The organism is Streptomyces sp. NPDC104313, assembly GCF_055583985.1.
Genome location: NZ_JBVJMW010000005.1, coordinates 450,100 through 475,781 on the forward strand (window position 1 = coordinate 450,100; position 25,682 = coordinate 475,781).

The following is a 25,682-nucleotide window of genomic DNA, read 5'->3' on the forward strand; positions in this document are numbered from 1 at the left end:
GACACGCTTATTCACCCCATTGGACGGGCGCTCGGAGCGAATGCCGGGGGCGTGGGGGGCGCCTTCCCCCTCCGCGCGCTCCCGGGGATCACCGGCGGCCTAACGTCGCACCATGGGCAGTGGGGACCGGTCGAAGCTGGTAGGAATCTGTGATCAGGCCGGCCGGCCGCGAGGGACAGGATTCGTCGCGGACGACCGCGGCACGGTCGTCACCGCCCATCAGGCCGTGACCTCCCCGGGCCCGCTCCTCCTCCACGGCACCGACGGCCGCACCCGCACCGTCGCCCCCGACGACATCACCGCGCTCCCCGCCCTCGGCCTCGCCCTCCTGAGCACCGGCGGCCCCGACGCCCTCGACGCGGAGCCCCTGCCCATCGCCGGACGCGACCGCGCCGAACCCGGCGGCTACGTGGACATCGCCGCCCACGGACGGCGTGAGGCCCGGGTGCTCGGCACCACCCCCGCCATCTGCACCGCACCGGACGGCGTCGGCCACCCGGTCCCCGCCGCCCTGGAACTGGCCCTCGGCACCGACGGCCGCGACGCCCTGCGCTCCGGTGGCGCCGCCATCGGCGGGCCCGTCACCGACCCGGCCACCGGCGCGGTCGTCGGGATCCTCTGCACCGCCCTCACGGCCCCGCACGAGGCGGCCGGCCTCGCGCTCCCGATCCCCCGGGGCGCGGACGAGGCGCTGGACGCCCTGCTCCGCCGCAACGCCACCGCCGCCCCCGCCTACGGCCCCGACCTCAACCTCGCCGGAGCCCTCCAGCTCACCGCCACCTCCGTCGGCTCGGCGGACGGCCCGCGAGCCCGCACCGCCCCCGTCGAGCGCGCCGACGTGCACGCCGCCTTCGCCGCCTTCGCCGCCGGTACGGGCCTGGTCCTCGGTCTCGTCGGAGCGCCCGGCACCGGCCGCACCACCGAGCTGACCGCCCACGCCGCCCGCCGCGCCGACGGCGACGCGCCCGCTCCCACGCTCTGGCTGCGCGGCGCGGACCTGCTGGCCGAGGACACCTCGGTCGCGGACGCCGCGAGCCGGGCCCTCACCCGCGCCGCCCGGATCGTCACCGCCGCGGGCGCCCGCGGCGACATGAGCACGGCCACCCCGCAGCGCGTCGCCCGGCTCACCGCCAATGCCGGGCAGCCGCTCCTGGTGGTCCTCGACGGCCCCGAGGAGATGCCGCCGCTGCTGGCCCACCGGCTCGCCGACTGGACGGCCGGCACCGTCGTCTGGCTGCGCGAGCAGGGCGTCCGGCTCGTCGTGGCCTGCCGACCCGAGCACTGGGAGACCGCGGGCGGCCTCTACCCGCCGGGCGCTCTGCACCGCCCGCACCGCCCCGCCCGCAGGCTCCCGCCCGCCCTGCGCCTGGGCGACCTCACACCCGAGCAGGCCGAGCGGGCCAAGGAGGCCTACGGCATCCCGCCCGCCGCCCTCGCCCCCGGCCACGACCGGCATCCGCTCACCCTGAGGCTCCTCGCCGAGGTCCGTGCCGCACTGCCGTCCGGCGTACCGGGCCGCCCCGACACCGAGGACGTCTTCGGCGCCCACCTCGACCTGCTCTGCGTGCGCGTCGCGGTCCGGATCGCGGCCGCCGCGGACGAACAGCCCCGCGGCACCGCCGTGCGCCGGCTCGCCGCCAAGGTGGCCGGTCAGGTCCACGAGGCGGCCCGCCGCTGTCTGGGTCCGGGCCAGGGCGAGCTGGACCGGGCGGCGTTCGAGGAGCTCTTCCCCTGGCGTACCGGCTGGGCCTCCGCCGTCCTCACCGAGAACCTCCTCGTCCCCGCCGGGGCCGGCTACCGCTTCGCCCACGAGGAGCTCGGCGACTGGGTGCAGGGCGCCCACCTCGACCTGGACGCCGCCCTGCGCTCCCTGGTGCACCGCTGGCACCGGGGGAGCGGTGGCCAAGGCCGGGCGCCGCACCCCCGCACCGTCGGCGAACCCCGCAGCCTGCCCGTGCCCCGGCACCGCATCGGACCGGTGATCCAGGCGATGGTGCTCCTCGGCCGCCGCCAGGGCACGTCCGCGCTCGCGCACCGGATGGCCGACCTGATCGAGGCGCTGGACCGGCTGTGGACCGACGAGGGCCCACGCGACGAGGACGCCGCCTGGTGGGCGGCCCACCTGCTGGCCGGCAGCCTGCTGCGGGTGCCCGACGCCCGCCCCCATCTCGGCGTCCTGCGGGTTCTCGCCGGACGTATCACCCGCCGCTCCGCAGCTCCCGAAGGACCCGGGGACCTTGGGGCGTACGGGGAGTTCGGGCCCTGGTTCTGGCGGCGGCTGCGGCTGCCCGAGGAAGACCGGATCGACCTGCTCCGCCGCTTGGTGCCCGCCGACGGACTGCCCCGCACCGAGGGCGACGAACGCTATCTGGACGCCGTCGCCCGCCGCCTCGCCCGCGACGCCCCGGCCGTGCAACCGCTGCTGTGCCGCTGGTTCACCGACGAACGCCCGCTGCTCGTGGGCCCCGACGCCCCCGACGCCCCGGACGTTCCGCTGCGCCCCACGGTCGCCGCCGCCGCGCAGGCCCTGCTGTACGCCCGCCGCGAGCTCGCCATCGACGACCTGACCGACGCGCTGATCGCCACCCCGCACCAGCGCGCCGGGGAGCTGCTGCTCGCCCTCGCCGAGGACGAGCCCACCGCGCTCTGCCGGGCCGTGGAACGCTGGGCCCGCGACGAGGACCGCCCGGCCCGCCGCTCCGCCGCCGCCCGCTACGCCGGACTCCTCCAGCAGCGGGTCACCGCCGACGGCGACCGGGCCCTGCTGAGCTCCGCCGCTCTCGTGCTGCTGGACCGCCCCGAGGACGCCGCCCTGCACACCGCCGCCCTCACCCTCCTCGTCCGCGATCCGGCGGCCGGGAAGCACCATCTCCCGGGGGCGCTGCGCGCGTTCGCCGCCGGAGACCCCCGGCTGCCCGTCGAGCTGCTCGCCGAGGTGTTCCCCACCCACCAGGAAGCGGTCCTCGCCGCCCTTCGCGCCCGCCTCGCCCGCCCCGGGGACGGCGGCGGAGCGGTGCTGCGTGCGCTGGCCGGACTCGACACGCCCGCGCTCGCGCTGCACGTCGCCGGACTCGTACGGGAGTACATCGACGCCCATCCCGAGGACGGCACGCACGCCGCCGAGTACGTCGACCTCCGCCTGGAGCACGGTCCCGCCGCGCGGGCACTTCTCCTGCCGCTGGTGACCGGGCTGCTGCGGGACCGCCCCGCACCGCCACCGGTGCGCGCCGCGCTCGCCGGGGTCCTCGCCGGGGCCGGGAGCGCCGAGTCCAGGCCGCTGCGGGCCGAGCTGCTGGAGGTCCTGCTGGAGTTCGAGCAGGTCACCGGACGGGACCCGGATGTGTTGGAGGCCCTGCTGCGGGCCGCCGCCGAGGGCTCGGAGCGCCGCCCGGAGATCCGCACCCGCGCGCTCGTCCACCGCACCGGGATGCTGTTGGTCCGCACCCCCGAAGGCGCCGCCCGCTTCGACCGGGGACTGGTCGGACTCGCCCGCGACGTGCCCGGATTCGCCGCCCTCGTCACCCGCTGGCTGGCAGACGCCCCCCAGGAGTGGGCGGCGGTCGTGGGCCCGAGCGCCCGGCGCACGGTCGAGGCGTTGGAGACATCACGTCCGTCGATGTCGATGCCGATGCAGGCCGCAGGACGTGAGCATGGCAGTCTTAGACCTGCGTAATCGACATACACACGTACACAGGTTCGGGCGAGGAGCGGTCACAGTGCAGCGCTGGCGTGGCTTGGAGGACATCCCCCAGGACTGGGGGCGCAGCGTCGTCACCATCGGCTCCTACGACGGCGTGCACCGCGGACACCAGCTGATCATCGGCCGGGCCGTCAAGCGCGCCCGTGAGCTGGGCATTCCATCCGTCGTCGTCACCTTCGACCCGCACCCCAGCGAGGTCGTCCGCCCCGGCAGCCACCCGCCGCTGCTCGCCCCGCACCACCGCCGTGCCGAGCTGATGGCCGAGCTGGGCGTGGACGCCCTGCTGATCCTGCCGTTCACCGCCGAGTTCTCCCAGCTGTCGCCCGCCGAGTTCATCGCGAAGGTCCTTGTCGACCGGCTGCACGCCAAGGCCGTCATCGAGGGCCCCAACTTCCGCTTCGGACACAAGGCCGCGGGGAACGTCACGCTCCTGACCGAGCTGGGCGCCACCTACGACTACACCGTCGAGGTCATCGACCTGTACGTCACCGGCGAGGCGGGCGGCGGACAGCCGTTCTCCTCCACGCTCACCCGCCGGCTGATCGCCGAGGGCGATGTCGCCGGGGCCGCCGAGATCCTCGGCCGCCCGCACCGGGTCGAGGGCATCGTCGTGCGCGGCGCGCAGCGCGGCCGGGAGCTGGGCTTCCCGACGGCCAACGTCGAGACCCTGCCGCACACCGCGGTCCCCGCCGACGGCGTCTACGCCGGCTGGCTGGAGGTGGCAGGCGAGTCGATGCCCGCCGCGATCTCGGTCGGCACGAACCCGCAGTTCGACGCGACCGAGCGAACCGTCGAGGCGTACGCCATCGACCGCGTCGACCTGGACCTGTACGGGCTCCACGTGGCCGTCGACTTCCTCGCCTACGTCCGGGGCATGCTGAAGTTCGACTCGATCGACGACCTCCTGGTCGCCATGGCCGCCGACGTGAAGCGCTCCAGCGAGCTGACCGCCGCGTACGCCCGCGCCCACTGACACCGCGTCTCCTCGTGCGCCGCGCCCGGGGACGACGGATGCTGGCAGGGTGCGCGACATCCTGCCCGACCTCCGTGCCCGGTGCTCCGACGGTATCCCCTTCGCCTTGGCGACCGTCGTCGCCGTGCACGGCAGCGCACCCCGCGACCCCGGGGCCGTGCTGGCCGTCGACGCGGCGGGGACGGTGCTCGGCAGCGTTTCCGGAGGCTGTGTCGAAGGCGATGTGTACGAGGTCGCCCGCGAAGTGCTCGCCGGGGCCGACCCGCGCGTGGTGTCGTACGGGATCAGCGACGACGAGGCGTTCGGCGTGGGACTGACCTGCGGCGGCACGATCGAGGTCCTGGTGCGTGCCTACGCGACCGCCGCCGAACGCGAGGATCTCGCGGCCGTGCTGGACCTGATCGCCGCCGGCCGGCCGGTCGCCGAGGCCACGATCCTGTCCGGCGCGGCGGAGACCGGGGCCCGCCTGATCGTCCGGCCCGCCGGAACCGGGCCCACCACCGGCACGCTCGGGGTCGAAGGGCTGGACGCCGCCGTCACCGACGACGCCCGGGGGCTGCTGGCCCAGGGACACACCGGGATCCAGTGGTACGGGGCGCACGGCCAGCGCCGGATGCAGGAGGTCGCCGTCTTCGTCCGGACGTACGCCCCGCCGCCCCGCATGCTCGTCTTCGGCGCGATCGACCACGCGGCGGCCACCGCCCGCATCGGCTCGTTCCTCGGCTACCGGGTCACCGTCTGCGACGCCCGCCCCGCCTTCGCCACCCGGGAGCGCTTCCCCACGGCGGACGAGGTCGTCCGCGCCTGGCCGCACACCTACCTGGAGTCCACCGAGGTCGACGCCCGCACCGCGATCTGCGTGCTCACCCACGACCCCAGGTTCGACGTGCCCCTGCTCGTCGCGGCCCTGCGCACGCCCGCCGCGTACATCGGGGTGATGGGCAGCCGCCGCACCCACCGCGACCGGCTGGCCCGGCTGCGTGCGGCCGGGGTGGACGCGGCGCACCTCGCGCGCCTCGCCTCACCCGTGGGCCTCGACCTCGGAGCCCGTACGCCGGAGGAGACGGCCGTCTCCATCGCCGCCGAGATCATCCAGCACCGCTGGGGCGGCACGGGCCGCCCGCTCGGCGAATCGACGGGGGCGATCCACCGGGACCGGTGAGTTCCGGGCCGTCCGGAGGTCATCACCCCGAAAGCACCCGCAGACCGAGGCGTTCGTCACCGGAAGAACCCCATGGCCAAGCTCATCCACTCGATGACCACCTCGCTCGACGGCTACGCCGAGGCGGCGGAGGGCGGTCTTGGCACCGGGGCCGAGGATCCGGAGGCGCACACCTTCGTCGGCGACCTCTTCCGCCCCGTCGGCACGTACCTCTACGGCCGGCGCATGTACGAGACAGCCCACTGGCGAGGGTGTACTCCTCGACCGGTTCGAGGTCGAGGCGCACGCCGTCGGGGAAGAACCGCTTGCCGCCGCCCACCGCACTCGTGGTGATGAAGAGGATCCACGCCCACTACCGGACCCGCTGAACAGCGCCCGCCTCAGGCGGGTGCCTCGACGGGCCCGCCCCGGTCCTCCCCGCCGCGCGCCGCCGCCCAGTGGCACGCCACCTGGGTCTCCCCGCCGCCGTTCAGCACCGGCAGGTCCACCGTCCGGCACGCCTTCGCCACCCCCGCCCGCTCCGCCTCGCCCGAGGCCAGCACCTGGCAGCGGACGTGGAACCGGCAGCCGCCGGGCACTTTCGAGGGGTCAGGCGGCTCCCCGGCCAGCACGACCGGTTCGCCCTCCGCCTCCGGGAGCACGGACAGCAGGGCCCGGGTGTACGGGTGTTGAGGAGCCGTGAGCAGCTGCTCGACCGGGCCCGTCTCGACGATCCGGCCCAGATACATCACCGCCACCCGGTCCGCGATGTTCCAAGCGAGCCCCAGATCGTGGGTGACGACCAGTGCAGAGAGCCCCAGCTCGTCCCGCAGGCGCAGCAGCAGCGCCAGGATCTCGCCCCGTACCGACGCGTCCAGCGAGGCCACCGGTTCGTCGGCCACGATCAGCTCCGGCTCCAGCACCAGCGCCCCGGCGATCACGACGCGCTGGCGCTGTCCGCCCGACAGCTCGTGCGGAAAGCGCAGGAAGAATCGTTCCGGCGGCCGCAGCCCGGCCCGGGACAGGGCCCCGGAGACGGCAGCCCGCTCATCCCCGGCGTATCCGTGGATGCGCAGCCCCTCGGCCACCGCGTCGTACACCGTGTGCCGGGGGTTGAGCGAACCGCTCGGGTCCTGGAGGACCAACTGCACGCGCTTGCGGTACGCCTTCAGCGCCCGGCCCGTGGAGGCGAGCGGTGCGCCGCCGAAGGTGACCCGGCCCGAGGTGGGCGGGACCAGGCCGAGCAGGGAACGGGCGAGCGTCGTCTTGCCGCAGCCGGACTCGCCTACCAGTGCGACGATCTCGCCGGGCCGGATGTCGAGGTCGACGCCGTCGACGGCGCGGGCGGTGGCGGCCCCGCGTCGGCCGGGAAAGGCGACCTTCAGCCTCTCGGCGCTGAGCAGGGGGGCGGCGCCGGCCGGAGGGCTGTCGACCGGAACAGCGGCGTCGGCGGGAGGGGCGGTGCTCATGTCGTGCTCCTCGTGTCGTCGGCCCCGGCGGGAGCGGGCGCGTCGACCAGGACGCAGGCCGCCCGGCGCTCGACCCCGGCGTCCCGCAGCTCTTGGTCCTCGGTGGCGCAGGTGTCGAGCGCCACCGGGCAGCGCGGATGGAAGGGGCAGCCGCCCGGCAGCGCCGAGGGGTCCGGCGGGTCTCCCGGCAGGCCGCGCGGGGCGTGCCGGGAGGAGAGGTCCCCGATCCTCGGGAACGCGGCGGACAGCGCCTTGCCGTACGGGTGGCGGGCGGACGTGTACACCTGCCGGGCGGGGCCCTCCTCGACGACCCGGCCCGCGTACATCACCGAGAGCCGGTCACAGGTGTCGGCGAGCACCGCCAGGTCGTGGCTGATCATGATCAGTCCGACGCCCTGGTCCGCGACGAGCGCCTCGATCAGCCGCAGGATCTGCGCCTGGATCATCACATCGAGGGCGGTGGTCGGCTCGTCCGCGACGATCAGCCGCGGGTCGCAGGCCAGCGCCATGGCGATCATCACGCGCTGACGCTGACCGCCCGACAGCTCGTGCGGGTAGGCCTGGGCGCGGGCGGCGGGCAGCCCCACCTGCTCCAGCAGCTCGCCGGCCCGCTTGCGGGCGGCGGCGGGGGTGGCCCTGCTGTGGAGCAGGATCGGTTCGGCGATCTGGTCCCCGACCCGGTGCACGGCGTTCAGCGAGTGCATCGCGCCCTGGAAGACGATCGACGCGCCCGCCCAGCGCACCGCCCGCAGCCGCCCCCACTTCATGGTCAGGACGTCCTCGCCGTCGAGCAGGATCTCGCCGGACAGTGTGGCCGTCGGGGGAAGCAGCCGCAGCAGCGCGAGGGCGAGCGTCGACTTGCCGCACCCGGACTCCCCGGCGATGCCGAGCTTCTGCCCGGCCTCGACCCGCAGATCGACACCCCGTACGGCGGGGACGGCGTCGGCCCCGCTCCCGTAGGTGACGGTCAGGTTCCGCACCTGAAGGAGCGGCGGATCGGCGGTGGGCCTCGTCGGGTCGGGGGAGCCGGCCGGGTCCGGGTCCGGGTCCGGTGTGGTGGTCATGGTCGTGGCGGTCAACGGGACACCCCCAGCTTGGGGTTGAGCACGGACTCGATGGCGCGGCCGCACAGCGTGAAGGCGAGGGCGACCACGGCGATGGCGAGTCCGGGCGGAGCGAGGTACGACCAGTTGCCGGAGCTGACCGCGCCGGCCTCGCGGGCGTCCTGGAGCAGACCGCCCCAGGAGACGATCGTGGGATCGCTGAGCCCGAGGAAGGCGAGGGTCGCCTCGGTGAGGATGGCGGTGGAGATCACGAGCGTGGTCTGGGCCAGCACGAGCGGCATCACATTGGGCAGCACATGGCGGGACATGATGTGCCTGTGTCCCCCGCCGAGCGCCCGCGAGCGTTCGATGTACGGGCGGGACTCGACCGACAGAGTCTGGGCGCGCACCAGGCGGGCGGTCGTCGGCCAGGTCGTCACGCCGATCGCCAGGATCGTCGTCCAGACCGACCGGGACAGGACGGTCGCCAGGGCGATGGCCAGCACCAGGGTCGGCATCACCAGGAACCAGTCGGTGACCCGCATGATGACGGTGGCGTACCAGCCCTTGAAGTGGCCCGCGGTGATCCCGATGAGGGTGCCGATCGCCACGGACAGGAAGGCGGCGAGCAGGCCGACCGTCAGAGAGACCCGGGTGCCCCAGAGCATCAGGGCCAGCAGGCTGCGGCCGAACTGGTCGGTCCCGAGCGGGAACTCACCGCTCGGCGCCTCCATCGGCCCGCCCGGGGCATCGGTCACGCTCTGCGAGTCGGCACCCACCAGCAGCGGGGCGGTCACCGCGAGCAGGGCGATCACCGCGAGCACGGCGAGTCCGACGAGACCGGCGCGGTGTGTGCGGTACTGCCGCCAGAAGCGGAGCACCGCCTGCCGACGCCGGGCGCGGGTGAGGGCGCGCGGGTCCTGTACGGGCGCCGCATCCCTCTCCGGCTGTTCGGAGGGCTTCCCGGTGTCCGGCTCGCGCGGCTCGGGCTTCTGCATCGACGTCGTCATCGGCCCACCCGGGGATCGAGCAGCGGATAGATCACATCGGCCAGCGTGTTCATCAGGATCACCGCGGCGGCGAACACGAAGAACAGCGCCTGCACCAACGGCAGGTCGGGCACGCTCAGCGCCTGGTAGAAGAGTCCGCCGAGCCCCGGCCAGGAGAACACCGTCTCCACCAGGATCGCCCCGGCGACCGTCGTGCCGAGGTTCACGAAGAGCAGCGTCACGGTCGGCAGCATCGCGTTCGGTACGGCGTGCCTCCGGCGTACGAGGTCGTCGCGCAGCCCCTTGGCCCGGGCGGTCGTCAGATAGTCGCCGCCCATCTCGTCCAGCAGCGAGGAGCGCATCACCAGCAGGGTGCGCGCGTACTCCACGGCGACGAGCGTGATGACGGGCAGCACCAGGTGGTGGGCGATGTCCAGCACCCGGTCGAAGCCCTCGGTGTTCCCGGACTCCATGCCGCCGGTCGGGAAGAGGCCGGGGATCGGGCCGATGCCCACCGACAGGGTGATGATGAGCAGCAGACCGAGCCAGAACGAGGGCACCGAGTACAGCGTCAGCGCGAACGCGGTGTTGGCCCGGTCCCCGGCAGAACCGTTACGCCACGCGGAGCGGGCGCCCAGCCAGATGCCGAGCAGGGTGTAGATCACGAAGGCGGTGCCGGTCAGCAGCAGGGTGGCGGGCAGCGCCTCGGCGATCTTGTCGACGACCGGTGCGCGGAACTGGTACGACGTACCGAAGTCGCCGGTCAGCGCCTTGCCGCAGTACTGGGTGAACTGCTGCCACAGCGGCAGGTCGAGCCCGAACTCGCGGCGCATCGCCGCGATCTGTTCGGTCGACACCTGGCGGCCACCGGTCATCTGCTTGACCGGGTCGCCGGGGATCAGCCGGAAGAGGAAGAAGCTGGTGACGAGGACGGCGAAGAGGGAGACGGCCGCCCCGGCGAGCTTGCCCGCCGCGTAGCGGGCGTAGGCGGCGGTGGAGCGGGAGCGTGGGGAGCGGGCCGACGGCCCGGCCGGAGCCGGGCCGCCGGATTCGGTGCTCTCCACGCCCGCCGCGCCCTTCAGCAGGGCGGGAGTGCTGTCTGAGCTCATGGACTATTCACGGTCTTCCGCGGTGGAGCGGCGACGCATGGCGAACAGGAGTCCGCCACCGGCGAGGACGACGACGGCGATCCCGACCCCGATGAGCACCCCGGTGGAGGAGCCACCTGAGTCGGAGGAACCGGACGAGGAGGCTCCGGCGGCCGGGACCGCCGACCACCAGCTCCAGTAGCCGTCCTGGCCGTAGATGTTGCCCGCGGCCGACGGCATGGTGGTGATGGACTCGATGTGGTCGGTGCGATAGGCCTCGACGGCATTCGGGTACGCCATGACGTTCATGTACCCGGTGTCGTACAGTCGCGACTCCAGTTGCTTGACCAGATCCGCCCGCTTGGCGGGGTCGTACTCCGCCAGTTGCTTCTTGTAGAGCTCGTCGTACTGCTTGTCGCAGATGAAGTTGTCGGTCGCGGCCGTCTCCTTCGCCTTGGCCGGCAGTGCGCCGCAGGTGTGGATCGACAGGACGAAGTCGGGGTCGGGGTTGACGGACCAGCCGTCGAAGGCGAGGTCGTACTCACCTGCGTACCAGGGGTCGGAAACGTTGTCGAGGCAGTCGACCTTCAGCCCGATGCCCTGCTCGCCCCACCACTCCTGGAGGTACTTGCCGATCGCCTTGTCGTTGGGGTCGGTGGCGTGGCAGAGGATGCGGAAGTCGAGCGGCTTGCCGTCCTTGCCGACGCGCTTGCCCGCGCTGTTCTTCTTGTACCCGGCCTCGTCCAGCAGGTCCGCGGCCTTCCCCGGGTCGTAGGCGAGCTTCTGGTCGGCCGACGGCTTCCAGAAGTAGTCGCCGAAGCGCGGCGGGATGTAACCCTCGCCCTCGACGGCGTGGCCCTGGAAGACCTTGTCGATGATGGTCCTGCGGTCGACCGCCATGAACAGCGCGTGCCGCACCTTCTGGTCCAGCAGCGCCGGGTGCCCGTCGCCGAACTTCTGCCCGTCCTTGGTCCGCGCTCCGGGGTTGACGGCGAGTGCGAAGAAGCGGCGGCCCGGGGCGTCGTTCACCTTGATGTCCGGAGCGTTCTCCAGCGAGGCCGACTGGGCGGGGGTCAGGCTGGGGCTGCCCGCGACGAAGGACACCTCTCCCTTGCGCAGGGCGGCCACGGCCGCGTCCTGGTCCTTGTAGTAGCGGAAGACCAGCTCGTCGAACTTGGGGGACCCGCGCCAGAAGTCCTTGTTGGCCTTCAGCTTCACAAAGCTGTCGACCTTGTAGTCCGTCACGATGAACGGACCGTTCCCCACGATGGGGAACTCCTTGTCGTTGTTGAACTTCGAGAAGTCGCCGACCTTCTCCCAGAGGTGCTTCGGGACGATCGGCACATCGAGCGCGGCCATCGTGGCCTGCGGCTCCTTGAGCTTGATGACCAGCTTGTCCTCGCTGGGCGCGGTCACCTTCTCGAAGTTTCCCACGAAGCTGCCGTTGGAGGTCGCGGCGGCCTCGTCCGTCATCATCTTGTTGAACGTCCAGGCCGCGTCCTCGGCGGTGGCCCGCTGCCCGTCGGACCACTTCGAGTCCGAGCGGATCGTGTACGTCCACGTCAGCTTGTCCGCGGAGGGCTCCCACGCGGTGGCGAGGCCGGGGACGGCCTTGTTGTCCTTGGGGTCGTAGTTGGTGAGGAAGTCATACATCAGCCGGAGGACGCTCGTGCTGAGCAGCCGCTGCGCCAGGAACGGGCTGAGCGAGTCGACGCTCTGCGCGACGGCGACCGTGAGCGTCGTCCTCCCGTCGTCGGCGCGGGCCTCGGAGGGGGCGGGCGCGAGCAGGTTTCCGGGCACGACGGACCCGGCGGTGAGTGCCAGGGCGGCCGCGCCGGAGGCCGGCAGGAGGCGCAGGCGTCGGCGTGGCCGGGAGGAGTGGTGGGGAACTCTAGTGACCATGGACGGGGACCTCGCGTCATCACTCGCTGAAGAAGGCGGGCAGATCTCTGGTTCGCCAGTTGGTGAAGCGAAGGTCTATCAGCGGTGGTCGAGGCTCGTCAACGGTCAGTCAAACAGCGTGTGGGCTGCGGGAATAGCGGAAGGGCCCGCACCGCGCGAGCGGTGCGGGCCCTTCACCGGCCCTCATTGGTCTCCACCACGTCCGGCCTACTGCCGAGGCGCCGACGGCGGCTGCGGAGGCGGCTGCTGCCAGCCGGCGGGAGGCACCGGACCCGGCAACTCGGGCCGGCCTGCCGGGTTGGCCTGCGCGTCCTGCTGCTCCGGCTGCGCCTGCTGCGGCGGGCCGGCCCCGGGCGCACCCGGTCCGGCCTGTGGGGGAGGCGCCTGGAGCCACCCGTTCTGCGATCCGCCCGGCGCCGCCTGCGGAGGGTAGGGGCCACCCGGCTGACCGGCCGCCTGATATCCCCCGTACGGCGGCTGTCCCCCGTAGGGCTGCTGGGCGTACGGCTGCTGCTGTCCCTGCTGTCCCTGCTGTCCCTGCTGAGGGTGCCCGGGGTACTGCGGCTGTTGCTGCGGGTAGGGCTGGCCGGGGCCGGGCTGCTGCGGTGCGTACGGCTGCTGGCCCGGGATCTGCTGGCCTGGGACCTGATATCCGGGAGCGGGCTGACCGGGGCCGCCCTGCTGTCCCGGCATCGGCTGTCCCGGCGCCGGGTAGCCCTGCTGTCCCGGCATGGGCGGGGCGAACTGCGGCGGCGGGTTCTGGCCGTCCCCCGTCCACAGCCCCTGCTGCTGCTGGGCCCGCGCGAAGTCCTCGGCCACCAGCGCCGAGAGGTGGAAGTACGCCTCACGGGTCTTGGGCCGCATCATGTCGAGGTCGACCTCGGCGCCCGCCGCCAGGTGCTCGTCGAACGGTACGACCACGACTCCGCGGCAGCGCGTCTCGAAGTGCTGGACGATATCGTCCACCTTGATCATCTTGCCGGTCTCGCGGACGCCGGAGATGACGGTGAGTGAACGCCGCACCAGATCGGCGTAGCCGTGCGCCGAGAGCCAGTCCAGCGTCGTCGACGCGCTGGAAGCGCCGTCGACCGAGGGCGTCGAGATGATGATCAGCTGGTCGGCGAGGTCGAGCACCCCACGCATCGCGCTGTAGAGCAGCCCGGTGCCCGAGTCGGTGAGGATGATCGGGTACTGCTTGCCGAGTACCTCGATCGCGCGCCGGTAGTCCTCGTCGTTGAACGCCGTGGAGACCGCCGGGTCCACGTCGTTGGCGATGATCTCCAGACCGGAGGGCGCCTGCGAGGTGAACCGCCGGATGTCCATGTACGAGTTGAGGTACGGGATCGCCTGCACCAGGTCGCGGATGGTCGCCCCGGTCTCGCGGCGCACCCGCCGGCCCAGCGTGCCGGCGTCCGGGTTGGCGTCGATGGCGAGGATCTTGTCCTGCCGCTCGGTGGCCAGCGTCGAACCCAGCGCGGTCGTCGTGGTGGTCTTGCCGACACCGCCCTTGAGGCTGATGACGGCGATCCGGTAGCAGGACAGCACCGGGGTGCGGATCAGCTCCAGCTTGCGCAGCCGCTCGGCCTCCTCCTTCTTGCCGCCGAGCTTGAACCTGGAGGCGGCGGAGGGGTTACGGCTGCTCTTGGCCTTCTGCTTGCCCCGCACCAGCCGGTCGGAGGAGAGCTCGACGGCCGCCGTGTACCCGAGCGGGGCACCGGGCACCGACCGCTCGCGCTGGTCATGCGCTACCGGGGTGGGCCAGGCTCCGCCCGTACGAGGATCGACAGGCGGTTGTTGCGGCTGGGCCTGGGCGGGCTGGGGCTGCTGTCCGTACGCCTCCGGCTGCTGCGGGGCGACGGGGGCGGGGAGGTTCGGGGTGCCCTGGGCCGGGAAGGGCGCGTGCGGCTGCGGCTGCGGCTGCGGCGCGTCGGGCGTTTGGCCGGGCTGACCCGGGTGGCTGGGCGGCGGGAAGCCGTAGCCACCCTGCGGCGGGAAACCGTACCCGCCCGCGCCCTGGTGGTGTGCCTGGGGGTGTGCCTGAGGCGGCAGCGGCAGGCCGGGGCCGGGCTGACCGGGGAACGGCTGTTGCTGGTGCGGTTGCTGGGGTGCCTGAGGAGGCTGAAGCGCTTGAGGTGCCTGAGGCGGTTGTCCCGTCTGCGGGAAGCCGTAGCCGCCGGGCACCTCGTTGGCCGGGGCGGAACCGGGCCACTGCGCCGCGGGCTGCGGCGCGGAGGGCCCCGGAGCGGCCGGCTGGAAGGCGGGCGGCAGCGGCGGCAGCGCGCCGCCCTGTGCGGGCGGCGACCACGGCACCGGTGCGGCGGCGACCTGCGGGGCTTCGGTGACGGGAGGCGGCACGTCCTGCGGCGCGACGTCCTGGGGACCCGCACCCAGCGGTACGACGTCCTGCGCGCCCGTGCCCGCAACGCCGTCCGGGGCGGGCGCGCCACCGGGGCCCGAGGCCTCGTCGGTGTCGGCTCCGGCCGCACCGCCCTCCTCGGAACCCGCGGAGCCCGCGTCCGTACGCGGAACGGCCTCGGAGTTCGTGTCGGCGAGTGCGGGAAGGGCGGCGGCCGGCTCGGATGGCGTACCGGACGGGAACGCGTCCTCGGAGTCCGTACCGGAGGCGAGGGCGTCGGCCTTTCCGTCGTTCGTCGCCCCGGCACCTGACAGGCTGTCCGAGGCAGCCCCGGAACCCGTCCCTTCGGTGGATCCGGCCGCGGCCTCCGCCTCGCGCTCCGCGATCTCCCGCTTGAGCGTGGCGGGCGAGAACCGCATCGTCGCGCCGCTCTCCACATCGCCGCCGCCGCCGAACGGGCCGGCAACCCCGCTGTCGGCCGCAGGAGCGGTCGGAACGTCCGGAGCCTGTATGTGCGGAGCCGGGGAATCCGGAGCTTGTGTGTACGGCTGCGGAGCGGAAGCGTCCGGCCCCGGCGTGTGCGGGTGCGGAGCCGGTGCGTGCGGGGCCTCCGGCACGGCGGGGGAGACCGGGGCCTCCGGAGCCACGGGGACGGCCGGCTCGGCAGGCGCCGCGGGCGCGGGCGCCCAGTTGGGGTCGAAGCCGCCGGGCGTCGCCGACAGGTCGGGCGAGGACAGGGGTGCCCCGACCGGCGGCGGAGGCGGCGCCAGGTGTGAGCCCGCCCCTCCCGACGAGTCCCCCGCCGCGTTCTGCGTGTACCAGGCGGGAGGGGTGTAGTCGATGGTGAACTCACCCGTCATCTCGGCGGGATCCGCGTCGGACGACTCGTCGACGGGCATGTCCCATCCGCCGCGGATCTCGTCCCGATCGCCGTTCACTTTGCCTCCTGGTGTGGTCGAGCACCCTTGTGCCGTGGTGGGTGGGGGCGACCGTTCCCGATGTGCCGGTACGCCCGGCTCTCCCCCTTGCGACGCGCATCACCTGCTCGCAGGTTTCCTCTGCCGTGCCCCACCCACCCTAATCGCCATCCGGTGAACTCAGGCAGGGCGTAGGGCACGGCAGACCCCGCCCCACGGGCCACCTGTCACACCCCGGTGAACCACGTGCGATGGAAAGGGGGCGGCGAGACGGTCAATCCATGCCATACGCCCACAGGGCGAAGGGCAAAGGCCCACTCCGGCCGCCATCCTTCGCGGCGCTCCGCGTCTCCACGGGGCCGGACCCGCGTGACGCCGGACCTACGTGAGGTCGAACTCACCGTCGCGAGCGCCCAGGACGAACGCCGTCCACTCCGCCTCCGTGTACCGCAGGACGGTGTCCGGGTCCAGCGAGGAGCGCATGGCGACGGCGCCGCCCGGCAGATGCGCGATCTCGACCCGCTCCTCGGCCTCCTCGGTGCCGGGCGCGCTGAGCCACGCCACCTCCGAGATGTCGAGAGCGTAGAGCTCGTCCTTTTCCTGCTGGGTGCCCATGACGGCGTCCCTTCGATCGAATGGAATCGGTGCGTGGTCCATGTTCCCCGGAGGGAGGGGTGTTCGTGGGCCGAACGGTGCAGGAATCAGTCCATCCGGCGAGCTGTGCCCAGCAATCCGGTCTCGGCGTCCGTCGCGTTCGTCATCACCCAATGGTGTTCGCGCCCCGCCACCCAGAGGGTGACACCGTCCGCCAGTGTGGGCAGCGCCTCGTACTCGGCGCGCGCCAACCCCAGGATCCGGCCGATCTGCTCGGCCTCGCCGGGTGAGACCCGCTGGATGCCCACCAGCGCGGACGACCGCATCAACCGCGGTGCGACAGGGCTCAGATAAGGAAGCAGCGTCAGCACGGACTGCCACGGCGAGGACACCACCCGGCCGCGCGGCGGGCGCATGCCGCAGTCCCGCACGACGACCACGGGGCTGCCCACGGTCGCTCCCGTCGGCGGAACACGGCCCACGTCGTACAGGGACACGCACTCCAGCCCGGCGCCCGCCGCCTGAGCGAGTGTGGTCCAGGCCTGGACGCGACCGGTCTCGACCGCCACCCGGGCACCGGTGCCCGCCGCCCGCAGCGCCAGGACCTGTGCCGTCCACAGCCCCCCGATCAACGTGACGTCGTACGGCACCGGGCGGTGGAAACCGATCAGTTGCGGCCGGTTGTTCGCGTCGTTGCCGATGATCACGCCATCGTCGCCGACCGGCAGGGACAACGCCCCCAGGTGGTCCGCGGCCACGGTGTGACCCGCGTGACGGGGGCCGCGCAGCCCGCGCCGGGGCTCGGTCCGGTTGCTCACTGCGCGCCTCCCAGCGGGAGCGTGGCCAGGACGCCCGGCAACTGCTCGCGGTCCAGTCGTGTCAGCCCCACCTTGGCGTGCCGGGCTGCCTGCTCCAACGTCCTTCTCACACCGATCAGTTCGGTGTCCGAACCGCCGGTGACCCGTACGTGGCCCGCCACGCTCGTCGACCCCTGACGCACCCCGCGGCGCACCGTCAGGCTGAACGTCGTCGCGTACGCGGGAACCGACGTCAGCAGCGCGACCAACTGCGGCAGCGGCGTCGCGCCCCGGCCCAGCTCGGGCCAGCGGTCCACCGCGTACGTGGTGTGCCAGCGGTCGTCGCACCGCCAGACCCGGGACGTCTCCATCGTGCGCCGCTGCGGAGCGGCGTCCGGCCGACCCGCCCGCCCCGACAGAATGGGGTTGGCACACGCGGAGGTGGCCACGGCGGAGTTCAACTCGTCCTGGTCCAGCACCGCGGCCTGGAAACCGGCGCCCGTGATCCGGCTCGCCACATGGTCCGCGACCCGCACCAGGCAGCGCTGCGCACCCTCCAGCCCGCCGCCGCGCGCCTCGATGGCCTCACGGCACAGCTCGGGATCCAGCTTCACCGCCACCCACGTCATCCGCAGGGCGGGTGCACCGGTCTGGTCCTGCAACGGAGCGTACGAGAGCCGGGCCACCGACTGCTGCGGCAGATGAGGGGCCGGCGCACACCGCACCTGCTGGACCAACTGCGCCGACTCCAGCACGATGTCGTCCACCTGGAGCGCGTCGCCGAGCAGCGACAGCGGGAGCGACCGGGCGCCGAACGCGGGCCTCAGCGACTCGCCACTCGCCTCCACCCGCACCACGGCCGTCAGGAACGTGCCGTCGCCGAGCATGCCGACCGTCCGGTGGGCCCGGTCCACGTACACCTGCGGGCCGAAGCCGGGGACGTTCTCGGCGACCGGCGCCAGCATCGGCTCCGCGTCCGAGGGCGGCGTGGTGGCGGCCCGGCGTCGTGCCCGGAGCCCGAGGGCGCCCGACACCCAGTCCTGGAGGGCGCGGCCCCGTCGGCGTACCACCGCGAGGGCGACCAGCAGACAGAGCACCACGAGCGACGGGATCAACCAGGCGCCACCGAGCGCCGCGCCAACGGCGGCGATCACGAGGCCCACCTCGACGATCACCATCTGCCGCAGCACGGGGCGCACCCGGTCGGTCCGGGAGATCGAACGCAGCGTCGTCGCGGCGGGCGCGTCCGGCCCGGGAGTGCCGGAGGGCTGGGCGGGAGGCGTCGCGGGCGACTCGTTGCTACGTTGCCTCCGGGAAGTCCCGGAGGTTCGACGGCCGGCCCGCCCGGTACGCTCGCGCGTAGCTGCACCCATCGCCGCGTTGCCCCCTCGTGTCCGTATTCCCCGCTTTTTGCACGGGTGTTGATCGGGTCGTCACCCTACCTGAGCACAGGGAGCGGAGCCCCAGCAGGCATAGTAGGGGCGCGGTACGGCAGCGGGGGCCGACGGTGCGTGTGGGACCCTGTTTCGATCACTGGGGAGAAGGGTCAGCGGACACATGGCATCACGGCGGGATGAGCTCAACGCCTATACCTTTGCGAAGCGGAGGTTGATCGCACAGTTCCTGCAACCCAACCCCACAGGTTCCGAGGAAGGCGCCCCCAAACCGCTGCGCGCGGTACTGCCCGGGGTCATCATCGCCGTCGTGGTTCTCGCCGTCTTCGGCGCCTGGGGCATGTTCAAGCCGGTGGCCCCCCAGAAGTGGGACGCCCCCAAGGAACACGTCATCATCGCCAGCAAATCCACCACCCGGTACGTGGTGCTGGAGACCGATGGCAAGAAGCAGTTGCACCCCGTCCTGAACATGGCCTCGGCCAAGCTCCTGCTCGCCCCTGACAAGGGCACCGTCGTCAACGTCAACGAGTCGGTCCTGGACAGCGGCAAGATCCCGCACGGTGCGACGCTCGGCATCCCGTACGCCCCCGACCGGCTGCCCGACCCCAAGGAAGCGGGCGCGGCCAAGCGCTGGGCGGTCTGCGAACGGCCCGGCGAGGGCGGCAGGGCCATCCAGAAGGCGACCTTCATCTTCGCCGAGCGCGAGGAGAAGAAGACCGAGGGCAAGAACGCCCTGCGGGGCGGTGACCTGATGTACATCGAGGGACCGGACCGGACCCGCCACATCGTGGACGCCACGGGCAAGGCCTACCCCGTCCAGAAGGACGAGCTGCTCCTGCGCACCCTGGTCGGCCAGGACGCCAAGCCCCAACGGGTCTCGGCCGCCTGGCTGGCCACGCTCCACACCGGGGCTCCCATCACCTTCCCGGCTGTGGACGGCACCCCCGGAGCCCCCGCGGCCGCCCCCGGCACCCTGGACGCTTCGACGAACAGGGTCGGCATGGTCCTGGCCGCGACGGCGGGAACCAAGACCCAGAGTTACGTCGTCCTGCCGGGCAGGGTCGCACCCGTCTCGGACTTCACCGCCAAGCTGCTCCTCAGCAGCCGGCAGTTGGTGGACCTCAAGCAGGCGGGCAACGCCAAGCCGGTCAGCGCCGCCGAACTCGAACCGGGTGCCCCCTTCAACCAGAAGAGGGACTGGCCGGTCAGCAAGCCCGAGCCCGTCAACTCCCCGGACGTCACGAAGGGCAGCCGAAACACCGTGTGCAACGTACTGCGAGGCGTCGACGCGGACAGCGGCGCCACCACGCTGAGCACATGGGTGGGCACGAGCTTCCCCGCCACGCTCCCCACCGGTTCCAGCAGCGCCTACGTCACGCCGGGATCGGGCGAGTTCTTCCGCCAGTTCAAGGGCTCCACGACCAGCGCCGGCTCCCAGTTCCTGGTCACCGACACCGGCCTGCGCTACGCGATGCAGTCCAACAGCGACAGCGGCCAGGACGACTCAGGCATCGGCGAATCCGGCGCGAAGAGGGAGCGGGAGTCCCAGCAGGAGGAGGCCCAGCAGGCGCAGAACCGGCTCGGCTACAAGGGCGTCGACCCCAACCCCGTACCGGCGGTCTGGTCCGCCCTCCTGCCGACCGGCCCCCGGCTCTCCACCGGCGCGGCCAGTCAGCCGCAGGGTTCGTGAGCGGGGGCACGGACATGGCGACCCACGACCACCACGGCCCGGCCCGCCGCCTGCTCACCGCCACGGCGGCAGCCGCCGTCCTCGCCGTGACCCTCCCGGCGCTCCCGGCGGCCGCGGCCGACTCGGCCCAGTGCACGTTCCCCTCGAAGAGCTACCCGGGCCGGCCCTGGGCGTTGCAACGCGTCCTGCTGGACGAAGTGTGGAAGCAGTCCACCGGCAAGGGCGTACGCGTAGCGGTCATCGACACCGGCGTCGACGTCAGGAACAAACAGCTCAAGCCCGCGGTGGACACCGGTGCGGGCCGCAACTTCCTGCCGAAGAACCTCAAAGCCGACGACGGAACGAAGATCGAACGCGGCAAGGAGAACGGCACCACGGACACCGTGGGCCACGGCACCAAAGTCGCCGGCATCATCGCCGCGCGCGAGATGAAGGGCACGGGCTTCAGCGGCCTGGCCCCCGACGCGACGATCATCCCGCTCCAGCAGAACGACGCCGAGGGTAACGGAACGACCGAGACCCTCGCCCAGGCGATCCGCTACGCCGTCGAGACGGCCGACGCCGACGTCATCAACATCTCCCAGGACACCGCCGACGCCGTGAAGCCTTCCGCGGCCCTGCGGCAGGCCGTGGACAACGCCCTCGCCCAGGACATCGTCGTCGTCGCCTCGGCCGGCAACGACGGGCTCGGCGGCAACGTCAAGGAGACCTACCCGGCGTCCTTCAAGGGCGTCCTCGCCGTCGCCTCCTCGGACCGGAACAACGAACGGGCGGCCTTCTCCCAGTCCGGCGACTTCGTAGGCATCGCCGCCCCCGGGGTGGACATGGTCTCCACGGTCCCGGGCGGCGGACACTGCGCGGACAACGGAACCAGTTTCTCCGCCCCGTACGTCGCCGGCGTCGCCGCCCTGATCAAGGCGAAGCACCCCGACTGGACGCGGAAGCAGATCGTCGCGCAGATGCAGCAGACGGCGGAACGATCGGTGGCGGGTCACGACCGCCTGGTCGGCTGGGGGGTGGTGGACCCGGTCCGCGCCCTCACCGAGGACGACAAACCGATCGACCGCCCGATCGCCGGCGAAGGGATGAGCAAGGGCAAAGCCCCCACCCCCGCCGAACTCCACCTGGGCGAAACGGCCGACGAGCGGAACGCGCGCCTGGCGACGTACGTCATGGTCGGCGGCGGCGTCCTGGTGGCGGCCATCGCGGGCACGGCTGTGGCGGTACGGGACAAGCGCAGACGCGCGGGGCGCCTGGCGGGCGCGGCATAACGACGGGAACGGTGAAGAGCGGTGAGGAACAGTGAAGAGCCGTCCATGAGACAAGTCACGTGACTCGCAAGTCGATTGGCGCTGTCGTACACAGTGACTAGAGTTGCTGGGATGAGATCGGACCGGACCGCGTCAGTGCGATAGCAACGCGGGACGATCCGAGCAAACGGGGATGCGGAACGGGGAGGACGGCATTGTGACCGGTCCAGGTGGCGGTGGCGGTACGGGTGACCTCAGGCGCGGAGTGGGGGCGCTGGAGAAGTTCAAGGGTCGTGTCGACGCCCTGTTGGCGGACTTCGAGGGCTCGGCGGCCAGCAAGACGAAGGTCGCCGACCAGAAGGTCTCGCGGGCCTCACTGAGCGGCCCGAACGCGCGCTTCGCCGAGGCGGACGGCCTCTATACCCAGTACAACAGGGTCCACACCTCCCTCGTCTCGCTCTCCAGGTCCCTCGGCGACCAGATCGAGTACCTGAGTTTGGGCGTGCACGCGGCGGCCGTCGGCTTCGACAACGTCGAGGACGACATCAGGCGGCGGTTCTACGAGATCCAGACCCGCATGGACGAGGAACGCGAGAAGCACGCCAAGTCCGAGCAGACCAAGCCTGAGCAGACCAACAACGAGCAGCAGTCGGACGCCGGGTGGGCAGCGGAATGAGCGACGAGAAGCAGCCGAACCCGACCCCCGCCGAGCAGCTGAAGCAGGACGAGGGGCGCGTCCAGACCCAGATCGTCGTCACGGACATGACGGAGATGGCCGGCCGGGCCCTGGAGTCCTTCGGCTTCGGCAACCCCCGCACCGGAGGCCGTACCTCCTTCGAGGGGCACGAGCTCAACGCCCTCATCGACATGGTGGAGAACTCCAACCCGGAACACCTGGAGAGCGCGGGTGAGGCCCTCTGGAAGGCCAGGGACGCCGTCCGGCGCGCGGCGAAGGAGCTGAAGGACCACCTCAAAGGGGTCGACTGGGAGGGCGAGTCCGGCACGGCTTTCCGAGCCTTCGGCACGGGCCTGGTCGCCCACGCCGAGAAGCTGGGCGACTTCGCGGACGCGGCCGGCACCCAGATCACGGTCGCGGGCACCGGCCTGGCATCGGTGAAGAGCGCCATGCCCCCGCGTGACCGCCGGATGATCCAGACGGACGTGGACGACGTCCTCTTCCCAGCCCGGACCGAGACGAACCCGCAGTACGCGGCTGCCCTTGAGGTGGAGAAGAACCGCCAGGAAGCGATCAACCAGGTCAACCGGTTGGCTTCGTACTACTCGGTCTCCGAGGAGGTGCTGGCGGGGCAGGAGCCGCCGCGGTTCGAGAAGCAGCTGGGCATTGGTATGCCGCCGCCGACGGACCACGGCTTGTTCCCTCCGTCATCCGGTACCTCCGGCGAGCGCTCCGAGAGTCTCGGTAGCAATGCAGTGCCAGACGCTGCAGGACGCTCGACCTCAGGGCACTCTGCTGCGGTAGCCGCAACCAACCGGCCACACAGCGAGGTTCTCGGGTCGGCGTCCCTGCCGGACAGGACCATCGGCATGGAGATCAACGCCGTCGCGCCACCGCAGGCTCCGACGACGATCACCGGCCCGGCACCGCAACCGTCGCTCACGTCCACCACCGGGCCGTCCGGAGCCCCGCCGACGCTCATGCCGCCCAACCTCACGACCTCTGTGCAGGGCGGCACGCAGCGTTCGACGGGACCTTCGGGCATGCCGCGAATGGCCAGTCAGACCGGCCAGGGAGTGGGGAAGCCTCAGCCCCCCGGGGCGAGTCCCGTTACCAAGGGGCAGGGCGGCCCCCCGGTCGGTCGTCCCGGTCCGATGGGGGGCGGAGGATCGTTCTCCGGTCGTCCGCCGGCCGGCCCGCAGTCGCCGACTGCAGGTCATTCCGGTGTGACGGGCGGGCGGCCCGTCGCGGGCCCGGGCGGCACGTCCGCAGTCGGTGGGCCTCGTGCCGGAGGCAGCAACGGCATTGTCGGTGGGACCCCGCAGCAGGCTTCTCAGGGCAGAGCCGCTGCTGGAGGTTCCGGTCAGCGGGGAGTGATCGGAGGGCATGGGGCAGCTGCTGCTACTTCTCGTTCCGGTGGGCGAGCCACTCCGGCTTCCGGTGCCAACGGAGTCGTCGGCGCACCCCGTAAGGCTGCGGGAACTGGCTCCAATGCCAAGGCCTTCACAGCCGGCGGCGCAGGCCTCGTTCGGGGTCCCGCAGGTCGCCGAAACAAAGGCCGGGAGGATGACGTCAACGGGTCGACCCGTCCCGACTACCTGACGGAAGACGAAGAGACATGGAATGCCGGACGGCGCGGAGCTGTGCCGCCGGTGGCCGAGTAGCACCCCCAGGGAAGGTTCGGAAGTCGGGATGGCAGCAGGAATGGGCCGAGCTCAGAGGCGTGTACGTGTGCTCGGCGGGCTGGCTGTGGCCGCTTCGTGGAGTGTGTTGTTTGTCGGCGCAGCGCAGCCTGCCGCAGCTGACACACAGTCGAAGCAGTGGTACCTCAGCGCGATGCAGGCTGAGGACATGTGGAAGGTCGCGACTGGTGAAGGCGTCAAAGTCGCTGTCATCGACTCAGGTGTGAACTCGGCCATGCCGTCGCTGCAGGGACAAGTTCTCAAGGGGGTCGACACGACCGGGGCACCAGGCGACGAAACCGACGACTACAGCGGTCACGGTACAACGATGGCTGAGATGATCGCGGGGACGGGCAAAGGAGGCGGTCTCAAGGGGCTCGCCCCGAGAGCCAAGATCATTCCTCTGCGTATCGCCCTGGGTGAGTTTGAGGAAGAGAAGCCTTCCATCACGACCCAGGACACCGCGAACGCCATCCGCGCTGCGGCCGACAGCGATGCACGGATCATCAGCATGTCCTTCGGTAGTTTCTATTCCTCGCCTCAGCAACGTGAAGCGATCAAGTACGCCGAAGGAAAAGGAAAACTGCTCTTCGCGGCCGTAGGGAACGAGGGGCATAAGCAGAACAAGCGGGGGTATCCAGCCGCATATCCTGAGGTAGTGGGTGTTGCTTCAGCAGACCGCGACGGGAAGGTCTCGTTCTATTCGCAACACGCGGGCACGGTGGATGTCGCGTCTCCCGGGAGCGACGTTCCAGTGTGGTGCGACAACTCCTTCAAGAGCTACTGCGACGGCGACGGCGGCACCAGCGCCGCCACCGCCATCGCCTCCGCTTCCGCTGCCCTTGTCTGGTCCCTCCACCCAGACTGGACCGCCAACCAGGTGCTCAACGTTCTCTTCGACACGGCTGGCCGTGACTGGAAGAAGGGCGAGACGAGCAAGTACCTCGGTCACGGTCTGATCCGCCCTTCGATGAACGTGCTCAAGGGCAAGGGCGATCCCGGCGATCCGGACATCAGCCCGCTCACCAAGGAGCGGACGACCGGCCCCGCCGACTCGTCCGAGAAGCCCGCAGCCTCAGCCTCGCCGCAGCCCGCCACGAACGGCGCGGAAGGCGAAAAGCCCGTGGCGGCAGAAGAGACCAAGTCCTCGGGGGACGAAAGCCAGTTGGGCCTGATCCTCGGAGTGGCCGCAGTTGTGGTCGTGCTCGGAGGAGTGGCCTACGCCGTGGTCCGCAGGCGTAAGGCCGCTTGACCGCACGTTCCGCATGTACCGGTCGGCGACCCATGCCGGCCTTGCAGAACCAACCGAAAGGGAAAGAGAACCATGGCAGATCAGAAGGTCTCAGATGCCGCGCTCCTGAAGCTGGAGGGTGACCTCGGCGTCAAGTTCGACTCGGTGAAGGGGCAGCTCCGGCAGCTCCACGCGACGATCGACAACCTCGAAGGCAAGTGGAAGGGCATCGGCGCCAACCACTTCAACCAGAAGCAGACCGAGATCAACAACCGCATGGTCAGCCTGGCCAAGCAGCTTGTCCGCTTCCAGGAGTCGATCAAGGCCGCCCGTACCATCTCGGGCGACAACGAGGACGAGATCCGCCAGGCCCTCAGCGGCGTGGACGTTGTCGCGGGCCACAACAACAGCTCGAAGGAACAGTCGTCCAGCCTGAACAGCTTCTGACCTTCATCTCATAAATCGAAAGCAGCGGAGGACCGCATGGGAAACAACGACGGTACGACGGTCGTCACTTACGCGAGCCTGGATCTCGCGGCCGGTGAAATCAAGCGGCAGGCCAAGCAGCTCGACCAGGACCTCAAAGAGATCCAGGCCATGATCGCGAAGGTTTCGGAGGTGTGGGAGGGCGAGGCGAAGCAGGCCTACACCACCGCCCAGAACAAGTGGAGGACGGACGCCGACGCCATCCGCGGCAACCTCGAGGAGATCGCCAACAAGGTCAGCGAGGCGTCGCCGATCTACCGCAGCGGTGACAAGCGGGCGGCGGCGAACTTCTAACGGAGCTCAA

Annotated in this window: 19 protein-coding genes and 1 pseudogene; 11 read left to right on the forward strand and 9 right to left on the reverse strand. The window is 71.7% G+C overall.

Annotation, left to right across the window (positions count from 1 at the left end; translation table 11 throughout):
• The first annotated feature begins 112 nt into the window (after positions 1-112).
• From ACZ60Q_RS15525 to ACZ60Q_RS15540, 4 genes and pseudogenes are all read left to right on the forward strand, one after another.
• Entirely contained in the window at positions 113-3,673 is a 3,561-nt protein-coding gene (locus ACZ60Q_RS15525; protein ID WP_469633730.1) for a trypsin-like peptidase domain-containing protein, read from the forward strand.
• A gap of 43 nt (positions 3,674-3,716) precedes the next feature.
• Complete coding sequence (locus ACZ60Q_RS15530; RefSeq protein WP_469633733.1) at positions 3,717-4,673, forward strand: bifunctional riboflavin kinase/FAD synthetase; 957 nt, start codon at positions 3,717-3,719, stop codon at positions 4,671-4,673.
• A gap of 49 nt (positions 4,674-4,722) precedes the next feature.
• The gene (locus ACZ60Q_RS15535; protein WP_469633736.1) at positions 4,723-5,835 is read left to right on the forward strand and encodes an XdhC family protein; all 1,113 of its coding nucleotides are present in this window, start codon (positions 4,723-4,725) and stop codon (positions 5,833-5,835) included.
• A gap of 72 nt (positions 5,836-5,907) precedes the next feature.
• Positions 5,908-6,102: pseudogene (locus tag ACZ60Q_RS15540) on the forward strand (dihydrofolate reductase family protein); the annotation flags it as partial.
• Positions 6,103-6,215: 113 nt separating this feature from the next.
• On the opposite strand, the gene ACZ60Q_RS15545 reads toward ACZ60Q_RS15540, so the two are convergent.
• From ACZ60Q_RS15545 to eccE, 9 genes are all read right to left on the reverse strand, one after another.
• Positions 6,216-7,283, reverse strand: coding sequence for an oligopeptide/dipeptide ABC transporter ATP-binding protein (locus tag ACZ60Q_RS15545; RefSeq protein ID WP_469633738.1), 1,068 nt, complete (start codon positions 7,281-7,283; stop codon positions 6,216-6,218).
• Positions 7,280-8,362, reverse strand: a complete 1,083-nt coding sequence (locus tag ACZ60Q_RS15550) for an ABC transporter ATP-binding protein (protein ID WP_469633741.1) — start codon at positions 8,360-8,362, stop codon at positions 7,280-7,282. The genes ACZ60Q_RS15545 and ACZ60Q_RS15550 overlap by 4 nt, the downstream gene beginning before the upstream one ends.
• On the reverse strand, positions 8,359-9,336 hold the full coding sequence (locus tag ACZ60Q_RS15555; protein WP_469633744.1) for an ABC transporter permease: 978 nt from the start codon (positions 9,334-9,336) through the stop codon (positions 8,359-8,361). Before ACZ60Q_RS15555 ends, ACZ60Q_RS15550 begins: the two co-directional genes overlap by 4 nt.
• A complete protein-coding gene (locus tag ACZ60Q_RS15560; RefSeq protein WP_469633747.1) occupies positions 9,333-10,424 on the reverse strand; it encodes an ABC transporter permease in 1,092 nt (363 codons plus the stop codon). Before ACZ60Q_RS15560 ends, ACZ60Q_RS15555 begins: the two co-directional genes overlap by 4 nt.
• A gap of 3 nt (positions 10,425-10,427) precedes the next feature.
• Positions 10,428-12,305, reverse strand: coding sequence for an ABC transporter substrate-binding protein (locus ACZ60Q_RS15565; protein WP_469633750.1), 1,878 nt, complete (start codon positions 12,303-12,305; stop codon positions 10,428-10,430).
• A 207-nt stretch (positions 12,306-12,512) separates the two neighbouring features.
• The gene (locus ACZ60Q_RS15570) at positions 12,513-15,599 is read right to left on the reverse strand and encodes an SCO5717 family growth-regulating ATPase (protein WP_469633752.1); all 3,087 of its coding nucleotides are present in this window, start codon (positions 15,597-15,599) and stop codon (positions 12,513-12,515) included.
• Positions 15,600-15,959: 360 nt separating this feature from the next.
• Positions 15,960-16,193, reverse strand: coding sequence for a DUF397 domain-containing protein (locus ACZ60Q_RS15575; RefSeq protein WP_469633755.1), 234 nt, complete (start codon positions 16,191-16,193; stop codon positions 15,960-15,962).
• Positions 16,194-16,279: 86 nt separating this feature from the next.
• The gene (locus tag ACZ60Q_RS15580) at positions 16,280-16,990 is read right to left on the reverse strand and encodes a hypothetical protein (RefSeq protein WP_398616145.1); all 711 of its coding nucleotides are present in this window, start codon (positions 16,988-16,990) and stop codon (positions 16,280-16,282) included.
• On the reverse strand, positions 16,987-18,342 hold the full coding sequence (eccE, locus tag ACZ60Q_RS15585) for a type VII secretion protein EccE (protein WP_469633758.1): 1,356 nt from the start codon (positions 18,340-18,342) through the stop codon (positions 16,987-16,989). Before eccE ends, ACZ60Q_RS15580 begins: the two co-directional genes overlap by 4 nt.
• A 184-nt stretch (positions 18,343-18,526) precedes the next feature.
• Here eccE and eccB point away from each other — a divergent pair, with 184 nt between their 5' ends.
• The 7 genes from eccB to ACZ60Q_RS15620 all read left to right on the forward strand — a co-directional run bounded on the left by eccB (position 18,527) and on the right by ACZ60Q_RS15620 (position 25,672).
• Positions 18,527-20,053 carry a type VII secretion protein EccB gene (eccB, locus tag ACZ60Q_RS15590; RefSeq protein ID WP_469633761.1) on the forward strand — a complete coding sequence of 509 codons (1,527 nt, stop codon included), beginning with the start codon at positions 18,527-18,529 and terminating at the stop codon, positions 20,051-20,053.
• A gap of 14 nt (positions 20,054-20,067) precedes the next feature.
• A complete protein-coding gene (gene mycP, locus ACZ60Q_RS15595; protein ID WP_469633764.1) occupies positions 20,068-21,324 on the forward strand; it encodes a type VII secretion-associated serine protease mycosin in 1,257 nt (418 codons plus the stop codon).
• Between the two features lie 172 nt (positions 21,325-21,496).
• Positions 21,497-21,979 (forward strand): hypothetical protein, encoded by a 483-nt coding sequence (locus ACZ60Q_RS15600; protein WP_469633767.1) that lies wholly within the window; start codon positions 21,497-21,499, stop codon positions 21,977-21,979.
• Positions 21,976-23,643, forward strand: coding sequence for a WXG100 family type VII secretion target (locus ACZ60Q_RS15605; RefSeq protein ID WP_469633770.1), 1,668 nt, complete (start codon positions 21,976-21,978; stop codon positions 23,641-23,643). Before ACZ60Q_RS15600 ends, ACZ60Q_RS15605 begins: the two co-directional genes overlap by 4 nt.
• Positions 23,644-23,671: 28 nt before the next feature.
• Positions 23,672-24,913: a S8 family serine peptidase gene (locus tag ACZ60Q_RS15610; protein WP_469633773.1), complete on the forward strand. Its 1,242-nt coding sequence runs from the start codon at positions 23,672-23,674 to the stop codon at positions 24,911-24,913.
• A gap of 72 nt (positions 24,914-24,985) precedes the next feature.
• On the forward strand, positions 24,986-25,339 hold the full coding sequence (locus ACZ60Q_RS15615; protein ID WP_469633776.1) for a WXG100 family type VII secretion target: 354 nt from the start codon (positions 24,986-24,988) through the stop codon (positions 25,337-25,339).
• Positions 25,340-25,375: 36 nt separating this feature from the next.
• A complete protein-coding gene (locus ACZ60Q_RS15620) occupies positions 25,376-25,672 on the forward strand; it encodes a WXG100 family type VII secretion target (protein WP_469633779.1) in 297 nt (98 codons plus the stop codon).
• The last annotated feature ends 10 nt before the right edge of the window (positions 25,673-25,682 follow it).

What these genes read in the sequence shown, in the direction of transcription:
- mycP (WP_469633764.1), top strand. Translation starts at nt 20,068, where the DNA reads ATGGCGACCCACGACCACCACGGCCCGGCCCGCCGCCTGCTCACCGCC.
- ACZ60Q_RS15555 (WP_469633744.1), bottom strand. Translation starts at nt 9,336, where the DNA reads ATGACGACGTCGATGCAGAAGCCCGAGCCGCGCGAGCCGGACACCGGG.
- eccE (WP_469633758.1), bottom strand. Translation starts at nt 18,342, where the DNA reads ATGGGTGCAGCTACGCGCGAGCGTACCGGGCGGGCCGGCCGTCGAACC.
- ACZ60Q_RS15600 (WP_469633767.1), top strand. Translation starts at nt 21,497, where the DNA reads ATGCGGAACGGGGAGGACGGCATTGTGACCGGTCCAGGTGGCGGTGGC.
- ACZ60Q_RS15615 (WP_469633776.1), top strand. Translation starts at nt 24,986, where the DNA reads ATGGCAGATCAGAAGGTCTCAGATGCCGCGCTCCTGAAGCTGGAGGGT.
- eccB (WP_469633761.1), top strand. Translation starts at nt 18,527, where the DNA reads ATGGCATCACGGCGGGATGAGCTCAACGCCTATACCTTTGCGAAGCGG.
- ACZ60Q_RS15610 (WP_469633773.1), top strand. Translation starts at nt 23,672, where the DNA reads ATGGCAGCAGGAATGGGCCGAGCTCAGAGGCGTGTACGTGTGCTCGGC.
- ACZ60Q_RS15620 (WP_469633779.1), top strand. Translation starts at nt 25,376, where the DNA reads ATGGGAAACAACGACGGTACGACGGTCGTCACTTACGCGAGCCTGGAT.
- ACZ60Q_RS15545 (WP_469633738.1), bottom strand. Translation starts at nt 7,283, where the DNA reads ATGAGCACCGCCCCTCCCGCCGACGCCGCTGTTCCGGTCGACAGCCCT.
- ACZ60Q_RS15565 (WP_469633750.1), bottom strand. Translation starts at nt 12,305, where the DNA reads ATGGTCACTAGAGTTCCCCACCACTCCTCCCGGCCACGCCGACGCCTG.
- ACZ60Q_RS15560 (WP_469633747.1), bottom strand. Translation starts at nt 10,424, where the DNA reads ATGAGCTCAGACAGCACTCCCGCCCTGCTGAAGGGCGCGGCGGGCGTG.
- ACZ60Q_RS15605 (WP_469633770.1), top strand. Translation starts at nt 21,976, where the DNA reads ATGAGCGACGAGAAGCAGCCGAACCCGACCCCCGCCGAGCAGCTGAAG.
- ACZ60Q_RS15525 (WP_469633730.1), top strand. Translation starts at nt 113, where the DNA reads ATGGGCAGTGGGGACCGGTCGAAGCTGGTAGGAATCTGTGATCAGGCC.
- ACZ60Q_RS15575 (WP_469633755.1), bottom strand. Translation starts at nt 16,193, where the DNA reads ATGGGCACCCAGCAGGAAAAGGACGAGCTCTACGCTCTCGACATCTCG.